This window comes from Pseudomonas sp. NY15354, from assembly GCF_048068075.1.
Classification (GTDB): Bacteria; Pseudomonadota; Gammaproteobacteria; order Pseudomonadales; family Pseudomonadaceae; genus Aquipseudomonas; species Aquipseudomonas guariconensis_C.
Genome location: NZ_JBLUPV010000034.1, coordinates 33,950 through 54,354, shown reverse-complemented (window position 1 = coordinate 54,354; position 20,405 = coordinate 33,950). Strand labels below are relative to the sequence as shown.

At 61.7% G+C, this 20,405-nt stretch carries 15 protein-coding genes and 4 pseudogenes; 15 read left to right on the top strand and 4 right to left on the bottom strand.

The window, feature by feature from the left end; translation table 11 throughout:
• Positions 1-717: 717 nt before the first annotated feature.
• Positions 718-1,233: pseudogene (locus ACNFCH_RS22845) on the bottom strand (IS5 family transposase); the annotation flags it as partial.
• Positions 1,234-1,547: 314 nt separating this feature from the next.
• On the opposite strand from ACNFCH_RS22845, the gene ACNFCH_RS22840 reads away from it, so the two are divergent.
• The 8 genes and pseudogenes from ACNFCH_RS22840 (at position 1,548) to ACNFCH_RS22805 (ending at position 7,272) form a co-directional block, all read left to right on the top strand.
• The gene (locus ACNFCH_RS22840; protein WP_416743977.1) at positions 1,548-1,784 is read left to right on the top strand and encodes a hypothetical protein; all 237 of its coding nucleotides are present in this window, start codon (positions 1,548-1,550) and stop codon (positions 1,782-1,784) included.
• 366 nt (positions 1,785-2,150) lie between these two features.
• Positions 2,151-3,602: pseudogene (gene istA / locus ACNFCH_RS22835) on the top strand (IS21 family transposase).
• Positions 3,603-3,619: 17 nt separating this feature from the next.
• Positions 3,620-4,372: pseudogene (istB, locus tag ACNFCH_RS22830) on the top strand (IS21-like element helper ATPase IstB); the annotation flags it as partial.
• Between the two features lie 86 nt (positions 4,373-4,458).
• Entirely contained in the window at positions 4,459-4,587 is a 129-nt protein-coding gene (locus ACNFCH_RS22825; RefSeq protein WP_416743975.1) for a hypothetical protein, read from the top strand.
• Positions 4,588-4,802: 215 nt separating this feature from the next.
• Complete coding sequence (locus ACNFCH_RS22820) at positions 4,803-5,033, top strand: glutaredoxin domain-containing protein (protein WP_416743973.1); 231 nt, start codon at positions 4,803-4,805, stop codon at positions 5,031-5,033.
• An 837-nt stretch (positions 5,034-5,870) separates the two neighbouring features.
• Positions 5,871-6,116 (top strand): hypothetical protein, encoded by a 246-nt coding sequence (locus ACNFCH_RS22815; protein WP_416743971.1) that lies wholly within the window; start codon positions 5,871-5,873, stop codon positions 6,114-6,116.
• Positions 6,117-6,129: 13 nt separating this feature from the next.
• Positions 6,130-6,840: an FAD-binding oxidoreductase gene (locus ACNFCH_RS22810; protein WP_416743970.1), complete on the top strand. Its 711-nt coding sequence runs from the start codon at positions 6,130-6,132 to the stop codon at positions 6,838-6,840.
• Positions 6,841-7,065: 225 nt separating this feature from the next.
• Entirely contained in the window at positions 7,066-7,272 is a 207-nt protein-coding gene (locus ACNFCH_RS22805) for a hypothetical protein (RefSeq protein ID WP_416743968.1), read from the top strand.
• Positions 7,273-7,472: 200 nt separating this feature from the next.
• Here ACNFCH_RS22805 and ACNFCH_RS22800 read toward each other — a convergent pair.
• Positions 7,473-8,685, bottom strand: a pseudogene (locus ACNFCH_RS22800) (IS3 family transposase).
• 74 nt (positions 8,686-8,759) lie between these two features.
• Here ACNFCH_RS22800 and ACNFCH_RS22795 point away from each other — a divergent pair.
• The 3 genes from ACNFCH_RS22795 (at position 8,760) to ACNFCH_RS22785 (ending at position 10,689) form a co-directional block, all read left to right on the top strand.
• Complete coding sequence (locus ACNFCH_RS22795; protein ID WP_416743966.1) at positions 8,760-9,068, top strand: NfrA family protein; 309 nt, start codon at positions 8,760-8,762, stop codon at positions 9,066-9,068.
• A 41-nt stretch (positions 9,069-9,109) separates the two neighbouring features.
• A complete protein-coding gene (locus ACNFCH_RS22790) occupies positions 9,110-9,967 on the top strand; it encodes an alginate O-acetyltransferase AlgX-related protein (protein ID WP_416743964.1) in 858 nt (285 codons plus the stop codon).
• Between the two features lie 125 nt (positions 9,968-10,092).
• On the top strand, positions 10,093-10,689 hold the full coding sequence (locus ACNFCH_RS22785) for an alginate O-acetyltransferase AlgF (protein WP_416743962.1): 597 nt from the start codon (positions 10,093-10,095) through the stop codon (positions 10,687-10,689).
• 70 nt (positions 10,690-10,759) lie between these two features.
• Here ACNFCH_RS22785 and ACNFCH_RS22780 read toward each other — a convergent pair whose 3' ends face one another.
• Positions 10,760-11,800, bottom strand: coding sequence for a LysR family transcriptional regulator (locus tag ACNFCH_RS22780; RefSeq protein ID WP_416743960.1), 1,041 nt, complete (start codon positions 11,798-11,800; stop codon positions 10,760-10,762).
• A gap of 106 nt (positions 11,801-11,906) precedes the next feature.
• Here ACNFCH_RS22780 and ACNFCH_RS22775 point away from each other — a divergent pair, with 106 nt between their 5' ends.
• On the top strand, positions 11,907-12,650 hold the full coding sequence (locus ACNFCH_RS22775; protein WP_416743958.1) for an SDR family oxidoreductase: 744 nt from the start codon (positions 11,907-11,909) through the stop codon (positions 12,648-12,650).
• An 88-nt stretch (positions 12,651-12,738) separates the two neighbouring features.
• Here the strand turns inward: ACNFCH_RS22775 and ACNFCH_RS22770 are convergent, their stop codons facing one another.
• The gene (locus ACNFCH_RS22770) at positions 12,739-14,310 is read right to left on the bottom strand and encodes a methyl-accepting chemotaxis protein (RefSeq protein ID WP_416743956.1); all 1,572 of its coding nucleotides are present in this window, start codon (positions 14,308-14,310) and stop codon (positions 12,739-12,741) included.
• 448 nt (positions 14,311-14,758) lie between these two features.
• Here ACNFCH_RS22770 and bcsQ point away from each other — a divergent pair, with 448 nt between their 5' ends.
• From bcsQ to bcsB, 3 genes are read left to right on the top strand one after another with little or no spacing between them, the layout of a single operon-like run.
• A complete protein-coding gene (bcsQ, locus tag ACNFCH_RS22765; RefSeq protein ID WP_416743954.1) occupies positions 14,759-15,919 on the top strand; it encodes a cellulose biosynthesis protein BcsQ in 1,161 nt (386 codons plus the stop codon).
• Complete coding sequence (gene bcsA / locus ACNFCH_RS22760; protein WP_416743952.1) at positions 15,916-18,138, top strand: UDP-forming cellulose synthase catalytic subunit; 2,223 nt, start codon at positions 15,916-15,918, stop codon at positions 18,136-18,138. The genes bcsQ and bcsA overlap by 4 nt, the downstream gene beginning before the upstream one ends.
• On the top strand, positions 18,135-20,402 hold the full coding sequence (bcsB, locus tag ACNFCH_RS22755; protein ID WP_416743950.1) for a cellulose biosynthesis cyclic di-GMP-binding regulatory protein BcsB: 2,268 nt from the start codon (positions 18,135-18,137) through the stop codon (positions 20,400-20,402). The genes bcsA and bcsB overlap by 4 nt, the downstream gene beginning before the upstream one ends.
• Positions 20,403-20,405 lie beyond the last annotated feature (3 nt).

The window sequence follows — 20,405 nt, the reverse complement described above, 5'->3', positions numbered from 1 at the left end:
TGACCGCTTCGATCTTGAATTCTTCGGGGTAACGCTGACGACTCATGGCACCTCCTATTTGGGCCTCATTATGAGGCTTGGAGGTGTCTACGAAACCAGGGGCGATTCACTCCCCGGTTGGTTCTGACCTGCTGATAGGCCTCCCATATCACGCGCTTCGCTATGTTGTAAGGTTTGTTCGAACTCACGCCACTCATCCCCTGAGGTTGACAGCGTTCGTTGACAGGATAACGCCTCCCCTTCGCTCCGCCTTCATTACAAAGGCTTCATCACTACTACAGGAGGCTCCGCCCCTCATTCCAGCATTGGTATTCTTCCTCATGGTTTTAGCCATTTGTCATTTTCCTTTGCATCTGGAACAAGGTTCTCACGTTCCGTACCCAAGCCTGTATGGAGATCATGCCGCCTTTACACCGGCTGCCACTGGGGCCGTAAGCAGGTAACGCCCCAACTCGTCCTGAAGCCAGTACTCAACCTCAGTTTCGACAGCACTTTAGGGAATAACGATGCGTCATCGGACGGTTTGCTTTCGCTCATCTTCTCCATACTCACCTGCCATCATCATGGGATGACTTTTCCTCGGTTGCTCACCACCGCACCCTTGGATGCAGCAGCACCGGGTGGTTTGAAGCCTGCTCCTGCAAGCCGACTTCGGAAGGCCTACTTCCATCTTCGGTACAGCATCACAGGTCATACGACCTGTGTTCGTGACACACAGTACTGGTTGCCTTTCTTCGTCTGGTGCATTTCCGGGTCGCGTTTGCCTTCCTTGTTCTTGGTCGAACTGGGTGCGTGGATGATCGTGGCATCGACGATCGTGCCCTGGCGCAGCGACAAGCCTTTATCTCGCAGGTACGCGTTGATGGTTTCCAGAATGCCCGCCGCCAACTGGTGCTTCTCCAGCAGGTGCCGGAAGTTCATGATCGTCGTGTCTTCGGGGATCGGGGCGCTGAGCGCCAGTCGAGCGAACTGGCGCATCGAGGTGATCTCGTACAACGCTTCCTCCATGGCTGGGTCGCTCAGTGAAAACCAGTTTTGCAGCAGATGAATGCGCAGCATGGTTTCCAATGCATAGGGTTTGCGACCGCCACCTGCCTTTGGGTAATGCGGCTCGATCAACGCGATCAGTCCGCTCCGCGGTACGACCTGTTCCATCTCGGCCAGGAAACGCTCACGACGGGTTTGCTTGCGCTTACCGGCATATTCGAAATCGGAGAAGCTCATCTGACTCATGGGCAAGACTTGTTGGCGTGGATGAACGGAGCGCTATTTCAGCACAGGTCAGGCTGCCTGTGCTGACTTGATCGGAGTTTCCCTAACTGGCCGCGTATGCTGGCTGATATTAAGGGATTTTACCTGATTGGTAGTTTTGTCAGCTTCTGGTTAGGTTTATGGGCGTCCGGTTGAGCGATGGGCTGGCGCTCTCAAAGATACGCTGTCAACGGAATCCAGTAAGCAGATGAGGTTGGCTTTGCAATGTCCATTAGTCAGCTTGCCTCCTTGCGTGAGCATGGCTATTACTTAGCCTCAAGCACGGAGGGCTACATATGCAATCAAGATTCGTTATCGTTCCGGCAATACCAAAAGATCAAGACTCCTTCCGCGTGGGAGTTCGGTTCTATGCGACAACGGTCTCAGATGGCTTTGACATATATGATAATCAAGACAAGATTCGCATAAAGCGGGGATTTTCCAGTCGTGCGGCAGCTGAACAGGAATGTGCTCGAATGAACGCCGAGTCTGGTAACCCCGGAGAGCTTTTCCCGCTGCCGCGTGTCGAATGAGCATCCCATTGAGGATTCGTTGTAACCGGCCTCTGCAGCCATCACTCCACCTAAAGATGGCCACTAGCCACTCCTGACCGGGAGATGCTCTACAGCAACAGCGGCGAGAAGGGATATGTAGGTTATCCATTCTACAATCCAACCTCAGGTGCATCTGTACGCTGAAGCTGCCTCAGCTGAGAGTCAAGTAGATGTGGCATGTGCTAGCCTGCGGATTCCACGCTGACTCGAACATCCATTCCACGCGCATCCGGACACCGATTCCACAGCGATCCGGACACTTTCCTGGCAAGCAGCCACACAGGATTTCTTCACTACCATCGACCTCTTTTTCGAAGCGAAGAGGTCGTCGTGGAGCGTTTGTCCATGCGTAAAACACGAGAGGTGCTGCGCCTCAAGTTCGACTGCGGCCTGTTCGTGCGCAAGATCGCCCGCAGCCTGGGCATTGGTCACAGAAGTGCCGGTGATTACCTCTGTCGCTTTGCCGCCAGCGGCCTCAGCTGGCCCTGCTCGTTGTCCAATGCCGAGTTGGAGCAGCAACTGTTCCCGCCGCCCCGGTGGTTTCCAGTGAGCGGCGGCCACTGCCCGACTGGGCCTGGGTGCATACCGAACTGCGCCGCCTCGGCGTGCCCCTGGCACTGCTCTGGCAGGAGTACCGCCTGAGCCAGCCGCAGGGCTTCCAGTACAGCTGGTTCTGTGAGCATTACCGAGCCTGGCAGGGCAAGCTGGACGTGGTGATACGTCAGGAGCATCGCGTCGGCGAGAAACTGTTCGTCGATTACGCTGGGCAAACAGTACCGGTGATCGACCGCCACAGCGGTGAGATCCGTCAGGCGCAGGTATTCGTCGCGGTGCTGGGTGTCTCCAGCTACACCTTCACCGAGGCCACCTGGTCGCAGCAGTTGCCGGACTGGCTGGGCTCGCATACCCACTGCTTCGCTTTCCTTGACGGGGTGACGGAGATCGTGGTGCCGGACAACCTGCGCAGCGCGGTGAGCAAGAGCCATCGCTACGAGCCGGATATCAACCCGAGCTACCTCGATCTGGCCGAGCACTATGAGGTGGCAGTGGTGCCGACGCGGGCGCGCAAGCCGCGACAAGGCCAAAGCCGAGGTGGGCGTGCAGGTGGTCGAGCGCTGGATTCTCGCCGCCCTGCGCAACCCCCAGTTCTTCTCCCTGGCGGAACTGAGCATGGCCATCGGTCTGCTACTAGAGTGACTCAACCAGCGCCCGCTCAAGAAGCTGCCGGAACAGCCGTACGTCTATGCGGAGTGGAAGAAAGCGCGGGTGCATATCGACTACCACGTCGAGGTCGATGGCCACTACTACTCGGTGCCGTATCAGATGGTGAAGCAACTCGAAGAGCGCATGACCGCGCAAACCATCGAGTGCTTCCACGCCAACCAGCGGGTGGCCAGCCACCTGCGCTCGCCGCACAAGGGCCGGCACAGCACGCTGCCCGAGCATATGCCCAAGAGCCATCGCGAGCATGCCGAGCGGACGCCGCAGCGGCTGATCCGCTGGGCCGAGCAGACCGGGCCGAACACCGCCGGCGTGATCAGCCACATCCTCGAACGCCGCGTCCATCCGCAACAGGGCTACCGCGCCTGCCTGGGCATCCTGCGCCTGGGCAAGCACTACGGTGAGAAACGCCTGGAGGCCGCCTGCCGTCGCGCGATCAGCCTCGGCGCGTGCAGTTACAAGAACCTCGAATCGATCCTGCGCCAAGGCCTGGAAAACCTGCCCCTGGCTCAAGCTAACCTGCCCCTGCTACCGGACGACCACGCCAATCTGCGCGGCCCCGGCTGCTACCACTGACGCCAAGACAATCCACCATGCTGCCTCATCCGACCCTGGATGAGCTCCAGACCCTGCGTCTCAACGGCATGCTCGAGACCCTCACAGAGCAACTGAAGACCTCGGACATCGACAGCCTGAATTTCGAGGAGTGGCTCGGCCTACTGGTCGACCGTGAACTGACCGAACGCGACGACAAGCGCCTGAGCAGCCGTCTGCGCCAAGCCCGACTCCGCCATAACGCCTGCCTCGAAGACATCGACTATCGCAGCCCGCGCGGACTGGACAAGGCGCTGATCCTGCAACTGCGTAGCGGCCAGTGGCTGCGTGACGGTCTCAACCTGATCATCGATGGCGCCACCGGCGTCGGCAAAACCTGGCTGGACTCCGCCCTGGCCCACCAAGCCTGTCGCGACGGCTGCAGCGTGCGCTACCTGCGCTTGTCGAGGCTGCTGGAAGAACTGGGCCTGGCCCATGGCGACGGGTGCTACGCCAAGCTGATGAGCAGCTACGCCAAGACCGACCTTCTGATCCTCGATGACTGGGGCCTGGCTCCGTTCACCGCCGACCAACGCCGCGACATGCTGGAACTGCTGGACGACCGCTACGGCCAACGCTCGCCCCTGATGACCAGTCAGATGCCGGTGGATAACTGGCACGAATTGATCGGCGATCCAACCCTGGCCGACGCCATCCTCGAGCGCCTGGTGCACAACGCGTATCGGATCAATTTCAAGGGCGAATCGATGCGCAAGCAGGTAAAGGAATTTACGACGTCAGGCACCTCAGACTTACAGTACCCCCCGCGTCGCTGCGTTCCGACTGCCTGTCCGAATGAGCGTGGAACAGGTGTGATCAGCGTGGGCTGAGTGTCCGAATGGCGTGGAATCCGCACCTTGCAGTTCACGACCTGCGCATCGCCGCTCGCGCCGACCTACTGGCGGGCAACAGCGGTTCGAGTAAATCGCTCAGTTACCTGGATCTGCTTGACCCGCTGCTGACCTAGCCCCAACTCATGACCAGCCGGGTACTACGAAAAACCGTGCATCGCCTTCAACCCTGAGCGCAACATGGCCACCCACAACCTGGAAACCGTCAAGCTGTACGGTATCAGACCGCGACGCCTGGCAACATCTGCACGAATGCCAGGATTGACAAAAAGTCAAAGCACGAGCAGGATGAATCCGTATCATTCGATACGGTTGGATCTGGAGATTCGCCATGCTCCAAGCTCGCTTCTATCACGCCGGTTGCGCTGTTTGCGTCTCAGCAGAGCAGACTCTACTCCATCTGCTTGATCCAAAGGTGGAGGTTGAAGTTGTGCATCTGGGGGAGCAACCGGACCGCCTGGCTGAAGCCGAAAACGTCGGTGTCGTCTCGGTACCGGCACTAGTGGTCGATGGCCAGGTACTACATTTGAACTTCGGCGCCGCCCTGCAGGATCTCAAGTAACTTTTTCAATACCCGCGGCGTCTCCTCGCTCACTCTCTTCTTAGGAACGAGCGGCGTCCGCTTGATCAAACACCCTATAGATCACCACACCGAATAAGCTGACAGAGCAAACCGCCCCATAACTTCACGTAACCGCAGACTGCTACCCTCAACTGCGCGCCAACCAATCCTTCATAGAGCCATACACAACAAAAACGCCAACAAGCCTAACCCCAGATCGCCCAGCAATCACAATTAATAACATATCGAAACGAGCAAACACACAGAGCTCGCCAACGCAGCTTTCGCCAAAACACTCAAAATTTATGCCACAGATTTAGTACCGTGCCAACCCCTTATCTAACCATCATCATCATTATAATTTGGCTATTATTGACCAGCCTATTAATCGCTGCACTCCTAGTGAAAAACAAAACAGACACGCAAATACGACTGCTGCTCGCGCTAGCCATACAAGTGATTAGCACGCTTGCTTGTATTGCGCTCTATACCTTGATGCTGCCCTGATTGCGCACTCAAGTCAACGCAGCCAGCCTAAGTCACACCGGTACGCCCCTCGCCCCCTCAGCCCCCTGCCCACGAGTCAGATGCAATTTTCCGATTTTGAGCTCATCGGCAGATGCAAACAAACCTGGAGCGAGTGCTCCTCAACTGACACGAGACTGGTCGCTGATCGGACACTACAGACTCGCGTCCACGAGCGTTCATTCCTGGCTAGCTGTCGCGTCATCACCTATAGTCCAATGAGCTAAAGGATTAGCGCCCCATGTAGAGGTACCGCCCGCCTCGGCGGGCGTTTTTACCACTGCACTGCTCTCCATCGCCAGAGGAAACACTATGTCTGTTCTTCCCGACGATCCAGTCCCTGCCCTGCTCAGCCGCCTCAACCAGAATGTCATTGCGCTCGGCGCCGCCATTGAAGAAATCAGTACATGGATCGATCAGCGTGGCGCGACAGAGGTGAATGATCGAGTCAGCGAACATCTGGAAATACTGACTGACAACAGTGATGCCATTGCTGAATTGCTGGTCGATCTGATCGCCAGGTGGAAACCAGAGGAACAAGTTGCACCCGAGGACTGACCCGGAAAGCAACGTGATTTCGTCATTCGTCCTTGAGCCGGTCGATAGCGGTCCAGTGGCGAATTTCGCGCCCGGACAATACACCAGCGTCGCAATCGATGTACCTGCACTGGGAGTGCAGCAAATTCGTCAGTACAGCCTGTCGGACATGCCGAATGGACAAAGCTATCGCATCTCCGTCAAACGTGAAGGTGGTGGATCACAGCCATTGGGCTACGTTTCTAACCTGCTACACGATCACATCAAGGTTGGAGACGAGGTAAAGCTGACAACGCCTTACGGCAGTTTCCATATCGATGTCAGTGCCAAGACACCCATCGTCCTGATCAGCGGCGGCGTCGGATTGACCCCAATGATCAGCATGCTCAAAGTGGCACTGCAGACTCCACCGAGGCACGTGGTGTTCGTCCACGGCGCACGCAATAGCGCAGTACACGCTATGCGCGACAGACTCCGTGAAGCGGCAAATACCTACGACAATTTTGATCTCTTCGTATTCTATGATCAGCCGTTGTCGAAAGATGTCCAAGGGCAGGACTACGACTACCTTGGCTTGGTCGATGTCAAGAAAATCGAGAAGTCGATCTTATTACCTAAGGCCGACTACTACATTTGCGGTCCAACTCCGTTCATGCGGATGCAACACGACGCTCTGCGACACCTCGGCATCCATGAGAAGCGCATTCATTATGAAGTGTTTGGCCCGGATCTCTTTGCTGAATAATAGAAATCTAGGAAAAACGTCTGACGCTCGGCCAAGGCACCACCTTGGCCAGCGCCCACGCCGTCAATACTCACATGTGGATCCATACAAATCTCATTGGAATGGCCAGGACGCTAGCTGACGGCTTGTGCATACCCCTCTCCGATCTGCGTCAAGGTCTGTAGTCATATGAACCGGAAGATCGACTCTATATTGGGTCTATCCACACCAACAAGGACAATTCTCATGCATGATCACACCTCAGACATTGCAGACACGCTGGAGCTGCTGGCGCTCAACCAACAGGCGCTCCGAGCTGGACTTGAAGAGCTCTCGCTTTGGGCGAAACAGCAAGGGTCAACAAACGTACATGAAAATGTGCTGTCAGTTCTATCGATCCTAGACATGAATTCTGGTGCCATTACTAGCAGCATCAATCACCTTCGAAGATAACTCGTATTGGTTGAGTCACCGCGCAGAAAGAACGATGGCCTTCCAGTGCAAGGAATACACCTGATGGCGACTCAACAGTAGTTGATCCTTAACACTTCAGTCTTCCCAGCAATCAAAAGGTCATCATGGCATTTTGAAGCTCCGAGATATTCGAGCAGGTGATTGGACTGGCCCCTGCCAAACCGGACACCAATACCCCGTTAAATTGATGCCGCCGCCAAGCGTCTAAACTCCCATGGTGAACGGTATTTCAGCGCGCCGTGCGGATGCTCCTCGTTGTAGTGCTCAAAGGCAATCGCCAAGTTGCGTAGTGCTGTTTCCCGGTCAGGCTTGGGCATGTGCGCGACGTAGTCGCGCTTGATCGCTTTGACGAAGCTTTCGGCCATGCCATTGCTCTGTGGGCTGCGTACCGGCATGGTCACCGGCTGTAAGCCGATCTCTCGGGCAAACAGCCGTGTCTGTTCGGGGCGATGTAGGCCGAGCCGTTGCCGCTGAGCCAATGCACCGGTGTGGAGGGGAGCTGCTCACCGAAGCGCTTTTCCAAGGCCTCCAGCATCAGGCCACGGATATCGTCGTCCCTGTAACCCGTCGGGCTGGCCACCCAGCCGATGCCTTCGAGGTCGCAGCAGTCCAGGGCAAAGGTCATGCTCAGCTTGGCGCCGTCTTCGCAGCGAAACTCAAAGCCATCTGAGCACCAGCGGGTGTTGCTGGTTTCTACGGCGATGCGACCTTCGTGACGGCGTGCCACAGCGGGTTGTTTGATCCTTCGCTCAAGCAGCAACTGGTGATCGCGCATGACGCGATAGACCTGCTTGACGTTGATGGGGGCTGATTCTGCTTTTCACGCCGACGACGCAGTAGGCCCCACACCCGGCGGTAACCATAGTTGGGCAACTCGCTGACTTCGGTGCGAATTTCTTCAACCAGAGCGGCATCGTCCAGCACTCGACGACGTTTATCAGGCGCAGCGGTGGCGTTGAGTCGGGCTGTCAATTGCGAGCACGCTACACCGAGACTTTCACTGATCAGTTTCACTGGTCCCGGCAACAAGAGTGAGTGCGCAATCCATTTTCGCGACCGAGCAATCTCCACCGCTTCCTGAAGAATTTCGACCTGCATGGTTTTCTTGCCAAGCATCCGTTGCAATTCGCGGATCTGTTTGAGGGCATCAGCCAGCTCAGAAGCGGGCACCACCGCCTCTCCGGCACTGACTGCCGAGAGGCTGCCATCCTGATAGAGCTTGCGCCATTGGAAGAGTTGGCTGGCATTGATGCCGTTACGTCGGGTCACCACCGAGACACTTTGCCTCGGTTGCAGGCTCTCGCGCACCATCGCCAGCTTCTGCTCTGTGCTCCAGCGGCGACGCCGCTCCTGGCCGAGGAGTTCTACATTCTTATCGTTGCTATTAGTCATAAACGCAGTCGTTTGCCTATCCCTTATGTTAAGGGGGAAACGGTGTCCTGTCTTTCACGGGGCTCGTCCATCTCGTGATCTTTCCCCATGTGGTAGGCGCACTGGACTGGATCTGGCAGAAGGACCAGGCTAAAGACCTGAAGGTTACCCAAAGCAGTATTAACGATCCAAACGGTGATGTAAGGGCTGCACTCCCCAAAGGCGATATCTCGCTGACCAGCGACTCGACCTCCTGGTCACTCGGCGTGGGCCCTGGCATTGCCGTGCGTTACTGGTTCCGCAAGGACCACTATCATGCCCCCGATCCTACCTGGACTGGTCGGTGCAATACCGCTTCGCCGTCGGTGGTGGCGCCGAAGATCGGGCCGAGGGCCTGTTCATGAACCTGACCCTGTCCTACTGAACCGGACCCAAGGTGATTTCCATGAAACCTGGAACATTCAACCTCAAACGCCTGGCCCCTGCCCTGCTCGGAGCCTCGCTTGCCCTGGCGGTGGGCAGTGCATACGCCGCGCAGGAGTCCATGGTCACCCAGGGCAAGGACGGCTGGCTGTTCCCGGGCAGGGGAAGCCTGACCGAGGTAGACAACAAGAGCACCGAGGCCAACACCGCGCTGATCAAGGAAGCCCTCGAGGCACTGGCGGCGCGCAACGTGAAGCTGCAGATCGTGTTGCTGCCAGACAAGAGCCTGTTCTACCAGGACAAGCTGCCGGCCGGTAAGGCCATCAGCCCGCAGATGCAACAACGCTACAAGGCGATCCTCGGCAAGCTGCCCCAGGCCGGCGTGCCGGCGTTCGACGACTATGCCGTGCTGCGCCCGCTGCAGCAGGTTGGCAAGGACGTGTTCTACCGCACCGTCCAGCACTGGACCCAGGCTGCCGCCAACACCACCGCCGAGCCCACGGCCAAGCAGGTGAAGGCCGAGGTGCCAAACCTGGCGGGCAGTGCCGGCACGGGCATGCAGCTGGGCACCGAGTTCAAGGACTGTCGCTATGGCGACCTGGCCGAATTGTTCCTTTCCCCGGACGAGAAGAAGAAGCTGGGCCGCGACACCTTCACCGTGCGCCGCGACGTGGCGGCCGGCGGTTTGCTGGACGATGCGCCGGCGCCGGTGCACGTGACCGGGCACAGCATGGTGCAGCCGTACTTCGGCTATCCACAGAAGCTGTCCAACGTGCTCAACCGGCCGGTGTCGGTGAGCTGGAAGCCGGGCAACGTCGGGCCGTGGAAGGTGCTGCTGGAGTATGTGGAATCGAGCGAATTCAAGCAGAGCCCGCCATAGGTCATCGTCTGGCAACTGTTCGAATCGACCTACAACCTAGGCCCGCAAGCGTAGGGTTACTGGGACACGACCTCGATCATGCCGGCCGATACCTGGCGTAAACGACTGCATGCGGCGGCGGGCAAATGAAGATGAAACCTGGCCTGCTGGCTTCGATGATGCTGGTCGCGGTGGCCAGCGCCCAGGCGCAGGCAGAAGGCAAGTTCGCCGTGCTGTACCCGGCCAAGGCGCCGGCGGACATGGCCTATGTGCGGATGGTCAACCCGGGCAGTGAAACGCTGGACGTGCAGGTGGCCAAGGGGCCGAAACAGTCTATCGGCCCCAAGCAGATCGCCAGCAGCTATGCACTGCTGAAGGGGTCCACGGCGTTCGTCATCACCGTCGCTGGCAAGCGGGTCGGTGAGTGGACAGTCACGCCGGGCAGCTTCAATACCGTCGTGCCGCAGGCCGGTGGCTATGCAGTGATCGAAGACGAGACCGGCAGTGAGAATGCGCTGAAGGCGGAACTGCGCTTCTACAACCTCGCAGGTGAATGCCCGAAGGGGCGCCTGACGACGGCGGATGGCAAGACCATGCTGTTCCCGGATGTGCCGGCCGGTGGCACCACCGCGCGGGCGATCAACCCGGTGAACGTGGCGCTCAGTGCCGGGTGTGGTGAGGTGCAGGCCGATCAGTGGCCGCTGTCGGGGCTCAAGGCTGGGATCATTATGCCCTGTTCCTGACCGGTACTGCCGGGAAACCGGTGCTGCGAGGGCAATTGAGTGCGATGGATCCGTACACGCCTTGAGCGGACTACACCGAACCTATAGGAACTGGCTTGCCTGCGATCGGCTGCGTCAGCAGTCGTAAAACCTGCCTATGCGTTTCACCTGACACACCCAGGATACAGGCTTTACGACTGCTTCGCCGCCGATCACAGGCAAGCCAGCTCCTACAGGGATCGCGGGAAGCTTTGCGGGTCGCTGAGCTTGGCGAGGAGGTAGTCGTAGTCCAGCCTGACCCTCCTGGGCGGGTCCGGTAGAGCATCAGGTCCAGCGGAGGCGGCGCTCGATGGGCCAGCACTTGCACCAAGGTGCCTTGAGACAGGTGAGGCTCGGCGAGGTACCCAGGCATCTGCGCGTACGCCACACCTTGCAGCACCATTTCCAGCTCGGTCTCGGGGTCGTCGCAGGTGAACGCCGGCGCCCCGAGTATGAAGCTCAGGTCATCCGAGAAGGTCCAGGGCCAGGGCCGTCCTGAGCGGCGATCCACCAGCGTGGACATCGGCATGCGCTGCAGCTCATCGACCTCCAGCGGCACCCCGGTCGCTGCGACCAGGGAAGGCGACCCGACGACCAGCAACGGCACACTCGCCACCGCCCGGGCGATGAACCGCCGGTCCTTGACCGTTCCCACCCGGACCCCGATGTCGATCTTCGAGGCCACGGCATCGGTCAGTTCGTCGTCCAGCGACAGGTCGATCAGCAGCCCGGGATGCTGCTTGCGCAGTTCGCCGAGAAAACGCGTGAGGTAAAGCTTGCCGATGGCATGCGGCGCCGTCAGGCCAACCCGCCCGCTCAGCGCCTCGTCACCCGCCTGGTCGGCCCTGACGAACAGCTGGTCGAAGCTGTCCACCGCGGCCCGGGCCTCCTGGGCCAGCGCCCTGCCGAAATCGGTGATCTTCATCTGCCGGGTGCTGCGGTGAAACAGCGGCTCGCCCATCAGCCGTTCCAGTTCCTGGACGGCACGGGTGATCTTCTGTGCGGAGGTGCCTAGCTGGTTCGCGGCTTCTCGGAAGGAGGCGCTGTCCGCCACCACCAGGAACACCCGCACCATTTCAAGCCGGTTCAGCATGGATTCATTCCATTTTTCGGAATTTTCAAATCCTGAATATTCCATTCTCCGAGACAAAACCACAACCCATAATCGGCGCCATCCCCCCCCCACTGAGGTTGTTGAAATGAGCAAAGGTATCGAAGGCAAAGTCGTCGTGATCACTGGCGCAAGCAGCGGGCTCGGCGAGTCGACTGCACGTCACCTGGCCAAGCTGGGTGCATCTGTCGTGCTGGCGGCACGGCGTGAGGATCGCCTGAATGCGATCGCGCAGGAGATCCAGGCCGCGGGTGGCCAGGCTACGGCGCACGCCGTGGACGTGACCCGTCGTGAAGACATGCTGGCGCTGGTGCAGCACGCCGTGGACACGTTCGGCCGGATCGACGTGATGATCAACAATGCGGGCTTCATGGCCATCGCCCCGATCGGTGAACTGCGCGTCGAGGAGTGGGACCGGATGATCGACATCAACATCAAGGGCGTGATGTACGGCATTGCCGCCGCCCTGCCGCGGTTCGAGCAGCAGGCGTCGGGACACTTCATCAACATTTCGTCTGTAGCCGGCATCAAGGTCTTCAGCCCGGGCGGTTCGATGTACAGCGGTACCAAGTACGCCGTGCGCGCCATCTCGGACGGCTTGCGCCATGAAGTGGACAAGACCATCCGCACCACCACCATCGAACCGGGTGCGGTTGATTCGGAGCTGAAGTTCGGCAGCGGGCATGAGGCCAGTGCGCAGGCGGTGCAGGCGTTCTACGAGCATGCCATTCCGGCCGAGTCCGTTGCCCGGGCAATTGCCTTTGCCATCGAGCAGCCGACGGATGTGGACATCAACGAGATCGTTCTTCGGCCGACTTCCCAGGAATTCTGATCTGGCCTTATCGCGGGACGAGCCCGCTCCGACAGTGGATGGGTGCATGCCCTCCCCTGTGTGTGGGGCTTGTCCCGCGATGAGGCCCTTAAACCTTGAACCGCACCACCAGCTCATGCAGCTCCCCACCCAACCGCGCCAGCTCCACGCTCGACGCCGCGATCTCCGCACTGGCCACCGCCGACTGGTCCGCCGTATCGCGCACACTCACCACGCTGCGGTTGATCTCCTCGGCCGCCGCCGTCTGCTCCTCGGCCGCGGTGGCAATCAGCAGGCTCATCTGCTGGATCTCCGACACCTGCCGGGTGATGTTCGCCAACGCATCGCCCGTATCCCGCACCCCGGTCACCGTGCTCTGGGTCTGCTCGACACTGGCCTGCATGATCTGCGCACTCTCCTGGGCAATACGCTGCAACCCGGCGATCAACTGCTCGATCTCCTCCGACGACTGCTGGGTACGCTGCGCCAGGCTGCGCACTTCATCGGCCACCACGGCAAACCCGCGCCCGGCCTCCCCCGCCCGCGCCGCCTCGATGGCCGCGTTGAGCGCCAGCAGGTTGGTCTGCCCGGCCACGGTCTTGATCACGTCGAGCACGCCACCAATGCGCGAGCTCTCCGCCTGCAAGCGCGCCATCGACTCGGCCGAAATACCCACGTCATCGGCCAGCGCAATGATCTGCGACACCGCCTGCTGCGACACCTGCACGGCACTGCTGACCTTGATGTCCGCCGCCCGCGCTGCCGTCGCCGCCTCTTCCGAGTTGCGCGCCACTTCATGCACGGTCGCGGTCATCTCGTTCATGGCGGTGGCCACGTGGTCGGTCTCGTGTTTCTGGGTGTCGATGCCGGCACGCGTCTGCGCCGTAATGGTGGCCAACTGGCCCGCCGATGCCGCCAATTGGTGCGAGCTGTGGCCGATCAGGGCGATCACTTCGCGCAAACGCCGGCTCATGCTGCCGGTCGCACGCAGCAGTTGCCCCAGCTCATCCGCCCGCTCGCTGTGCAGCTCCACGGTCAGGTCGCCATTGGCGATGCGCTCGGAAGCCTGCAGGGTCTGCTGCAACGGCAGCACGATCTGCCGGCTGATGCGCCACGCCGTCAAGGCCCCCAGCAACAGCACCGCCAGCGTCACCACGCCCAGCTGGGTAGTCACCCGATCGACGCTTTTCGCCGCGCGGGTTTCCTCGGCCTTGTAAAGGACGTTGACATGGTCCTGCAGGCTGGACAGCAACTCATTGGACTTGATCAGCGCCTGCCGGGCATCCGTCGCGGCTAGCGCCTGGCGATGGGCATCGCCATAGGCCGCGAGGAACCGGCCGATCTGCTGCAGCTCGCCCAGGTCTTCGGCGGGCCAGTCGCCACTGCGCGCCTGCCCGGTAATGTCCGCCAGCTGCGCGCTCAGGCTCTGCATGTTCTGGTCATGCTCGGCCAGCTTGCCGGCGTCGGCATTCAGGGCGTAGGCATAGTTGGCCTCACGGGCGAACACCGTACTGTCGAACACGCTGCCCAGCTGGTTGATCCGGCTCAAGGATTGCTTGTCGCTACGCAGCCCCGACAACCCGGTTGCCGCCAACAGCACCGTCAGCGCCAGCAACAGGCCAAACCCCAGGGCCAGTTTGCGGGTAACGGTCAGATTCTCCAGCGCGAAGCCTTTAGCCATGAACAGCGACCTTCCTTGATAGGTAGATAGAGGTAGGGATACGTGACCAATGCCACTAGAAAGCCATCAACCATACCACTGCCGCCGATCGCGATCACGTATTGCCTTCGGTCAGAATCTTGTACACGAATCTTGTACAAGCCTTCTACATAGAACCAATCTGCCGACGGACGTGTCGGACATAAGGCTCAACATTTGCAGGAAAACGCCGATCAAGAGGCCACCCAGGTCGCCATTTGACGCGTGCGCTTTAAAATACCGTCAAAAAACGTCAACATTTCGGCGCTATTCTTTTATTGCGAACCATTCAGCCGAAAACGCTGAAAAAAACAAACCAGAATATTGACACTACTATTTTGATATCACACATTTGCACCCTTGCCCGCTTGGGTGAAACCAGACCTTATCTGCCCCCTTCAGACCAGATAGCCGTAGGCCGACCACATACATGAGCCATGCAGACGATATAGGGAATCTGTTCGAGCGATTCGGGGCAAGCGCAGACAGCTACAAGGAAATCGAGTCGGATTTCGAGTACCTGGAGCCGCCGCTGCCCGTGCCCGAGCCAAGCGCTCCAGCGCTTCCTGCAGCCATTGCGCAGGCCGAGGTTGCACCTGAGCCTGAAGCGGTCGCGCCCGCCCTGCCCGAGCCTGCCCCGCTGGTTGCGCCAGAAGTCCCGGTTGCCGTGCCGACCCTCGCGCCCATGCCCCTGCCGAGCGCCGATGCCCAGGCGTCCCTGCGTGATCGCCTGGAAGCCGCCGCGCGCAAGCGCCGCGCCGCTGCCGACGGGCTGAACCGCAGTGCACTGGACCTGGCCCTGCACACCCCGACGTTCGCTTCCCGCCCGCGCGCGCGCATCGTCGCCGTGGTCTCGGCCAAGGGCGGCGTGGGCAAGACCACCGTGGCCGCCACCCTCGCCCGCCTACTTGCCCGCCCCGGCCGGCGTACCCTGGCCCTGGACCTGGACCCGCAGAACGCCCTGGCCAGCCAGTTCGGCCTGAACCGCGGCGCCCCCGGCCTGTGCCAGGCCCTGCAGAACAACACCCGCTGGGACAGCTACTGCCACGCCAGCGTATCGGGCGTGGAATGCCTGCCGTTCGGCCACGCCAGCGACGCCGAGTTGCGCGCCCTGGCCCTGGCCCAGTACAGCGAGGCCAACGGCCTGCTGGCACGCCTGTCCCAGCTTGACCTGGCCGACGACGACCTGCTGGTGATCGACACCGCCAGCGGCCACGGCCCGTGGTTGGACCCGGTGCTGGCGATCGCCGACGTGGTGGTCGCCGTGACCCTGGCCGACGCGGCCTCGTGGCAGGCGCTGGACGACCTGCAGGCACGCCTGGCCAACACCGCCGAATGCCGCTACCTGGTCAACCAGGTGAACCCGGACCGCGCCCTCAGCCTGGACATGTGCGAAGTGCTCAAGCAACGCCTGGGCGCGCAACTGCTCAACCCGGTACGCCAGGACTACAGCCTCGCCGACGCCCTGGCCTTTGAACACGACCCGTTCCAGCTGATACCGCAGGGCCCTGGCTGCCAGGACCTGCGCGCGGCTGCCCACGCCATCGGTCAACTGCTCGTCAAACCTGCCAGCGAAAGCCACCGTTCATGACTGCCCGAATCGACCCGACGCCCGTTCAGCAGGCGTCCAAAGGAGCGCGGCCGAATGCCTGGGCCGCGCGCCTGGCCCTGCTGCCGCAGCCGCTCAAGCGCACGCTGCAGATCATCGCCGCGGTGCTCGGCACCCTGCTGCTGACCGCCGTGATCACCGCGCCGCTGGAGCTGGAGCGGCAGTTCGCCTTCGCCGCACTGTGCTTCGGCCTGCTGCTGGTGCTGCGCAAGCTGCCCGGGCGCCTGCCGGTGCTGGCGATGATCGTGCTGTCGCTGGTGGCGACCCTGCGCTACGTGTACTGGCGCCTGACCGACACCCTGGGCTTCGACACCTGGCTGGACATGTTCTTCGGCTATGGCCTGGTGGCCGCCGAAACCTACGCGCTGATCGTGCTGGCCTTCGGTTACCTGCAGACCGCCTGGCCGCTGCAGCGCAAGCCGAAAATCCTCCAGCAGGCGCCGGAACACTGGCCGACGGTCGATGTGTTCGTGCCCACCTACAACGAAGCCCTGAGCATCGTGAAGCTCACCGTGTTCGCCGCCCAGGCCATCGACTGGCCCAAGGACAAGCTGCGCGTGCACGTGCTCGACGACGGCCGCCGCGACGAATTCCGCGAATTCTGCCGGCAGATCGGGGTGAACTACATCGTCCGTGACAACAACCGTCACGCCAAGGCCGGCAACCTCAACGAAGCGCTGAAGGTCACCGACGGCGAGTACGTGGCGATCTTCGACGCCGACCACGTGCCGACCCGCTCCTTCCTGCAGATCGCCATGGGCTGGTTCCTCAAGGACCCGAACCTGGCGCTGCTGCAGACCCCGCACTTCTTCTTCTCGCCCGACCCGTTCGAGAAGAACCTCGACACCTTCCGCTCGGTGCCCAACGAAGGCGAGCTGTTCTACGGCCTGGTGCAGGACGGCAACGACCTGTGGAACGCCACCTTCTTCTGCGGCTCGTGCGCGGTGATCCGCCGTACCCATTTGCTGGAAGTCGGTGGCGTGGCCGTGGAAACCGTGACCGAGGACGCCCACACCGCGCTCAAGCTCAACCGCAAGGGCTACAACACCGCCTACCTGGCCATTCCGCAGGCGGCGGGCCTGGCCACCGAAAGCCTGTCGCGCCATATCAGCCAGCGGATCCGCTGGGCCCGGGGCATGGCGCAGATCTTCCGCACCGACAACCCATTCATCGGCAAGGGCCTGAGCTTCGGCCAGCGGGTCTGCTACGTGAACGCCATGCTGCACTTCTTCTACGGCCTGCCGCGCCTGGTGTTCCTCACCGCGCCCCTGGCCTACCTGATTTTCGGCGCGCAGATCTTCCACGCCTCGGCGCTGATGATCACCGCCTACGTGCTGCCGCACATCTTCCACGCCAGCCTGACCAACTCGAAGATCCAGGGGCGCTTCCGCCACTCGTTCTGGAACGAGGTGTACGAGTCGGTGCTGGCCTGGTACATCATGCGCCCGGTGCTGATGGCCCTGGTCAACCCCAAGTTCGGTGGCTTCAACGTGACCGACAAGGGCGGCATCGTCGACAAGGAATACTTCGACTGGAAGCTCGCCCGGCCCTACATCGTGCTGCTGACCCTGAACCTGATCGGCCTGGGCTTCGGCATCTTCGGCCTGATCTGGGGTGAGTCGGCGGCCATGGTGACCATCCTGATCAACCTGGCCTGGACCGTTTACAACATCATCATCACCAGCGCCGCCGTAGCCGTGGCCTCGGAAACCCGCCAGGTGCGCAACGAGCCGCGGGTGCGCGCCGAGCTGCCGGTGAAGCTGGCGCTGGCCGACGGCCAGGTGATCGACTGCGCCACCGTGGACTTCTCGCAAAGCGGCGTGGGCCTTAAGTTGCCGGCCGACAACCTGGTCAGCCAGGGCATGGACGTCGAGGTCACCCTGCTGCGTAAAAACCAGGTCTGTGTACTGCCGGCCACACTGGTGTTCGCCAAGGGCCGGATGGCCGGTGCGCGCTTCAAGCCACTGACCCTGCGCCAGCAGAGCGACATGGTGCGCATGACCTTCTCCCGAGCCGACACCTGGGCCCAGGCCTGGGGCGGCAGCAAGGTCGACACGCCGCTGGGCGCGCTGCGCGACGTCAGCGGCATTGGCCTGCGCGGCATGCTCGACCTCGCCCGCGCCACCCTCGCCGCCCTGGTGCATCGCCGCTACAAGCGCCGGAACCCTTCTTCTCCCGAATCTTCCCTGGACTCGCAATGATTGACATGCCCCGCACCCTGCTCGCCTGCTCGCTGTTGTGCCTTGGCAGCCTGTCTGTGCACGCTCAGGCCGAAGACGCCGCCGTCGCCGCCCCGGCAGTCGCCAGCAGCCCGGCGCCCCAGGACGGTTACCAGCTGACCTTCAAGCAACTGGGCAAGAACTACACCATGAGCCTGCGCGGCATCGAGTCCACCGACACGGTGAACTTCGACGTGCGTGCCGACGAGGTGGTGACCGGCGCCCAACTGACGCTGCAGTACACCTATTCGCCGGCCCTGCTCAGCGACCTGTCGCAGATCAACATCATGGTCAACGACGAGGTGGCCGCCAGCCTGCCGCTGCCCAAGGAAGCCGCCGGCACCGTGCAGAAGCAGACGGTGGAGATCCCGCCGTACCTGCTCACCGAATTCAACCGGGTCGGCGTGCAGCTGATCGGCCACTACACCATGCAGTGCGAAGACCCGCTGCATTCGAGCCTGTGGGCCAAGGTCAGCAACGAGAGCCAGCTGAACGTGCAGGTGGCGCCGGTGGCGCTGCCCAACGACCTGTCGATCCTGCCGCTGCCGCTGTTCGACCGCCGCGACCCGCGCACCCTGAACCTGCCGTTCGTGTTCGCCGGCACCCCGGACAACACCATGCTCGAAGCCGCCGGCGCGGTGTCGTCGTGGATGGGCGCACTGGCCAGCTACCGTGGCGCGAACTTCCCGGTGCAGGTCCAGGGCCTGCCGGAGAAAGGCAACGCGGTGGTGCTGGTGAACAGTGGCGAAGCGCGCCAGTGGCACGGCCTGGACCTGCCCGCCGTGCAGGGCCCGACCCTGTCGCTGGTGGGTAACCCGAACGATCCCCACGGCAAGCTGCTGATCGTCGCCGGCCGCGACGGCGCCGAGCTCAAGCGCGCCGCCACCGCCCTGGTGATCGGCAACCGCAGCTTCGCCGGCAGCTCCGTGCAGATCGACAAGCTCGACGTGCTGGCGCCGCGCAAGCCGTACGACGCGCCGAACTGGCTGCCGTCGGACCGCCCGGTGCGGATCGGCGAGCTGATCGAAGGCCGCCAGCTCAATGTCGCCGGCTACAACTCGGGCATGATCACCGTGCCGGTGCGCCTGCCGCCCGACCTGTTCAACTGGCGCGAACACGGCGCCAGGCTGAACCTGAAATACCGCTACACCCCGCAGCAGGCCTCGACCAACTCGTCGCTGCTGGTGAGCTTCAACGACAGCTTCATCCAGTCCATGCCGCTGCCGTCGGTAGAGTCCATGGGCGCCGGCGAGTCGCTTCTGGCGGCGCTGAAGACCGACGACAGCCTGGCCCGCGAGGTCAAGCTGCTGCTGCCGCTGGACGCCGTGGCGCTGCAGTCGCGCCTGCAGTTCCGCTTCATGTACGACTACATCAAGCAGGGTGAATGCCGCGACATCATCATCGACAACATGCGCGGCGCCATCGACCCGGAATCGACCCTGGACCTGAGCGGCTACGACCACTTCATGGCCATGCCGAACCTGGGCGTGTTCAAGGACAGCGGCTTCCCGTTCACCCGCCTGGCCGACCTCTCGCAGACCGCCGTGGTGCTGCCGGACGAATCCGGCCCGGCCGAATGGAGCGCCTACCTGACCGTGCTCGGTCGCTTCGGCGACTCCACCGGCTACCCGGCCACCGCCGTGGCCGTGACCCAGGCCGCGCAGGTACAGGCCGTGGCCGACAAGGACCTGCTGGTGCTGGCCTCGGGCAACAACCAGCCGTTGCTGCAGACCTGGGCCGACCGCCTGCCGAACCGCAACCAGGACGGCCAGCAGTACGTCGAGTTCTCCGACCTGCCGCTGCGCCTGCGTGAATGGATCAGCCCGGACCCGGCCGCCAACCTGCGTACCGCCCGTGGCGCCTTCACCTTCAGCAGCGATGCCGCCAGCTCCTACGTCACCGGCTTCGAATCGCCGCTCAAGGGCGGGCGCAGCGTGGTGGTGCTGTCCAGCCCGCGGCCGGAGAACCTCGGCGAAGTCACCGACGCACTGATCGGCGGCGAAGCCTACACCCAGACCCTGCAAGGGAGCCTCGCGGTGATCAAGGGCAAGCACGTCGACTCGCTGGTGGCCGAACAGAGCTACTACGTCGGCAGCCTCGGACCGTTCAAGTACATCCAGTGGCTGCTCTCGCAGCACGTCTGGGCCTTGCTGGTGCTGACCCTGGTGGGTGTCGGCCTGATCAGTGCCGTGGGTTACCTGTGGCTGCGCGCCCTGGCCCGTCGCCGGCTGAACGAAGGTGAGTAAGCC

Bases quoted from the DNA above. Each gene is read 5' to 3' on its own strand.
- ACNFCH_RS22840 (WP_416743977.1), top strand. From the start codon at position 1,548: ATGCAATCAAGATTCGTTATCGTTCCGGCAATACCAAAAGATCAAGAC.
- ACNFCH_RS22825 (WP_416743975.1), top strand. From the start codon at position 4,459: ATGGCGTGGAATCCGCACCTTGCAGTTCACGACCTGCGCATCGCCGCT.
- ACNFCH_RS22820 (WP_416743973.1), top strand. From the start codon at position 4,803: ATGCTCCAAGCTCGCTTCTATCACGCCGGTTGCGCTGTTTGCGTCTCA.
- ACNFCH_RS22815 (WP_416743971.1), top strand. From the start codon at position 5,871: ATGTCTGTTCTTCCCGACGATCCAGTCCCTGCCCTGCTCAGCCGCCTC.
- ACNFCH_RS22805 (WP_416743968.1), top strand. From the start codon at position 7,066: ATGCATGATCACACCTCAGACATTGCAGACACGCTGGAGCTGCTGGCG.
- ACNFCH_RS22790 (WP_416743964.1), top strand. From the start codon at position 9,110: ATGAAACCTGGAACATTCAACCTCAAACGCCTGGCCCCTGCCCTGCTC.
- ACNFCH_RS22785 (WP_416743962.1), top strand. From the start codon at position 10,093: ATGAAGATGAAACCTGGCCTGCTGGCTTCGATGATGCTGGTCGCGGTG.
- ACNFCH_RS22780 (WP_416743960.1), bottom strand. From the start codon at position 11,800: ATGCTGAACCGGCTTGAAATGGTGCGGGTGTTCCTGGTGGTGGCGGAC.
- ACNFCH_RS22775 (WP_416743958.1), top strand. From the start codon at position 11,907: ATGAGCAAAGGTATCGAAGGCAAAGTCGTCGTGATCACTGGCGCAAGC.
- ACNFCH_RS22770 (WP_416743956.1), bottom strand. From the start codon at position 14,310: ATGGCTAAAGGCTTCGCGCTGGAGAATCTGACCGTTACCCGCAAACTG.
- bcsQ (WP_416743954.1), top strand. From the start codon at position 14,759: ATGAGCCATGCAGACGATATAGGGAATCTGTTCGAGCGATTCGGGGCA.
- bcsA (WP_416743952.1), top strand. From the start codon at position 15,916: ATGACTGCCCGAATCGACCCGACGCCCGTTCAGCAGGCGTCCAAAGGA.
- bcsB (WP_416743950.1), top strand. From the start codon at position 18,135: ATGATTGACATGCCCCGCACCCTGCTCGCCTGCTCGCTGTTGTGCCTT.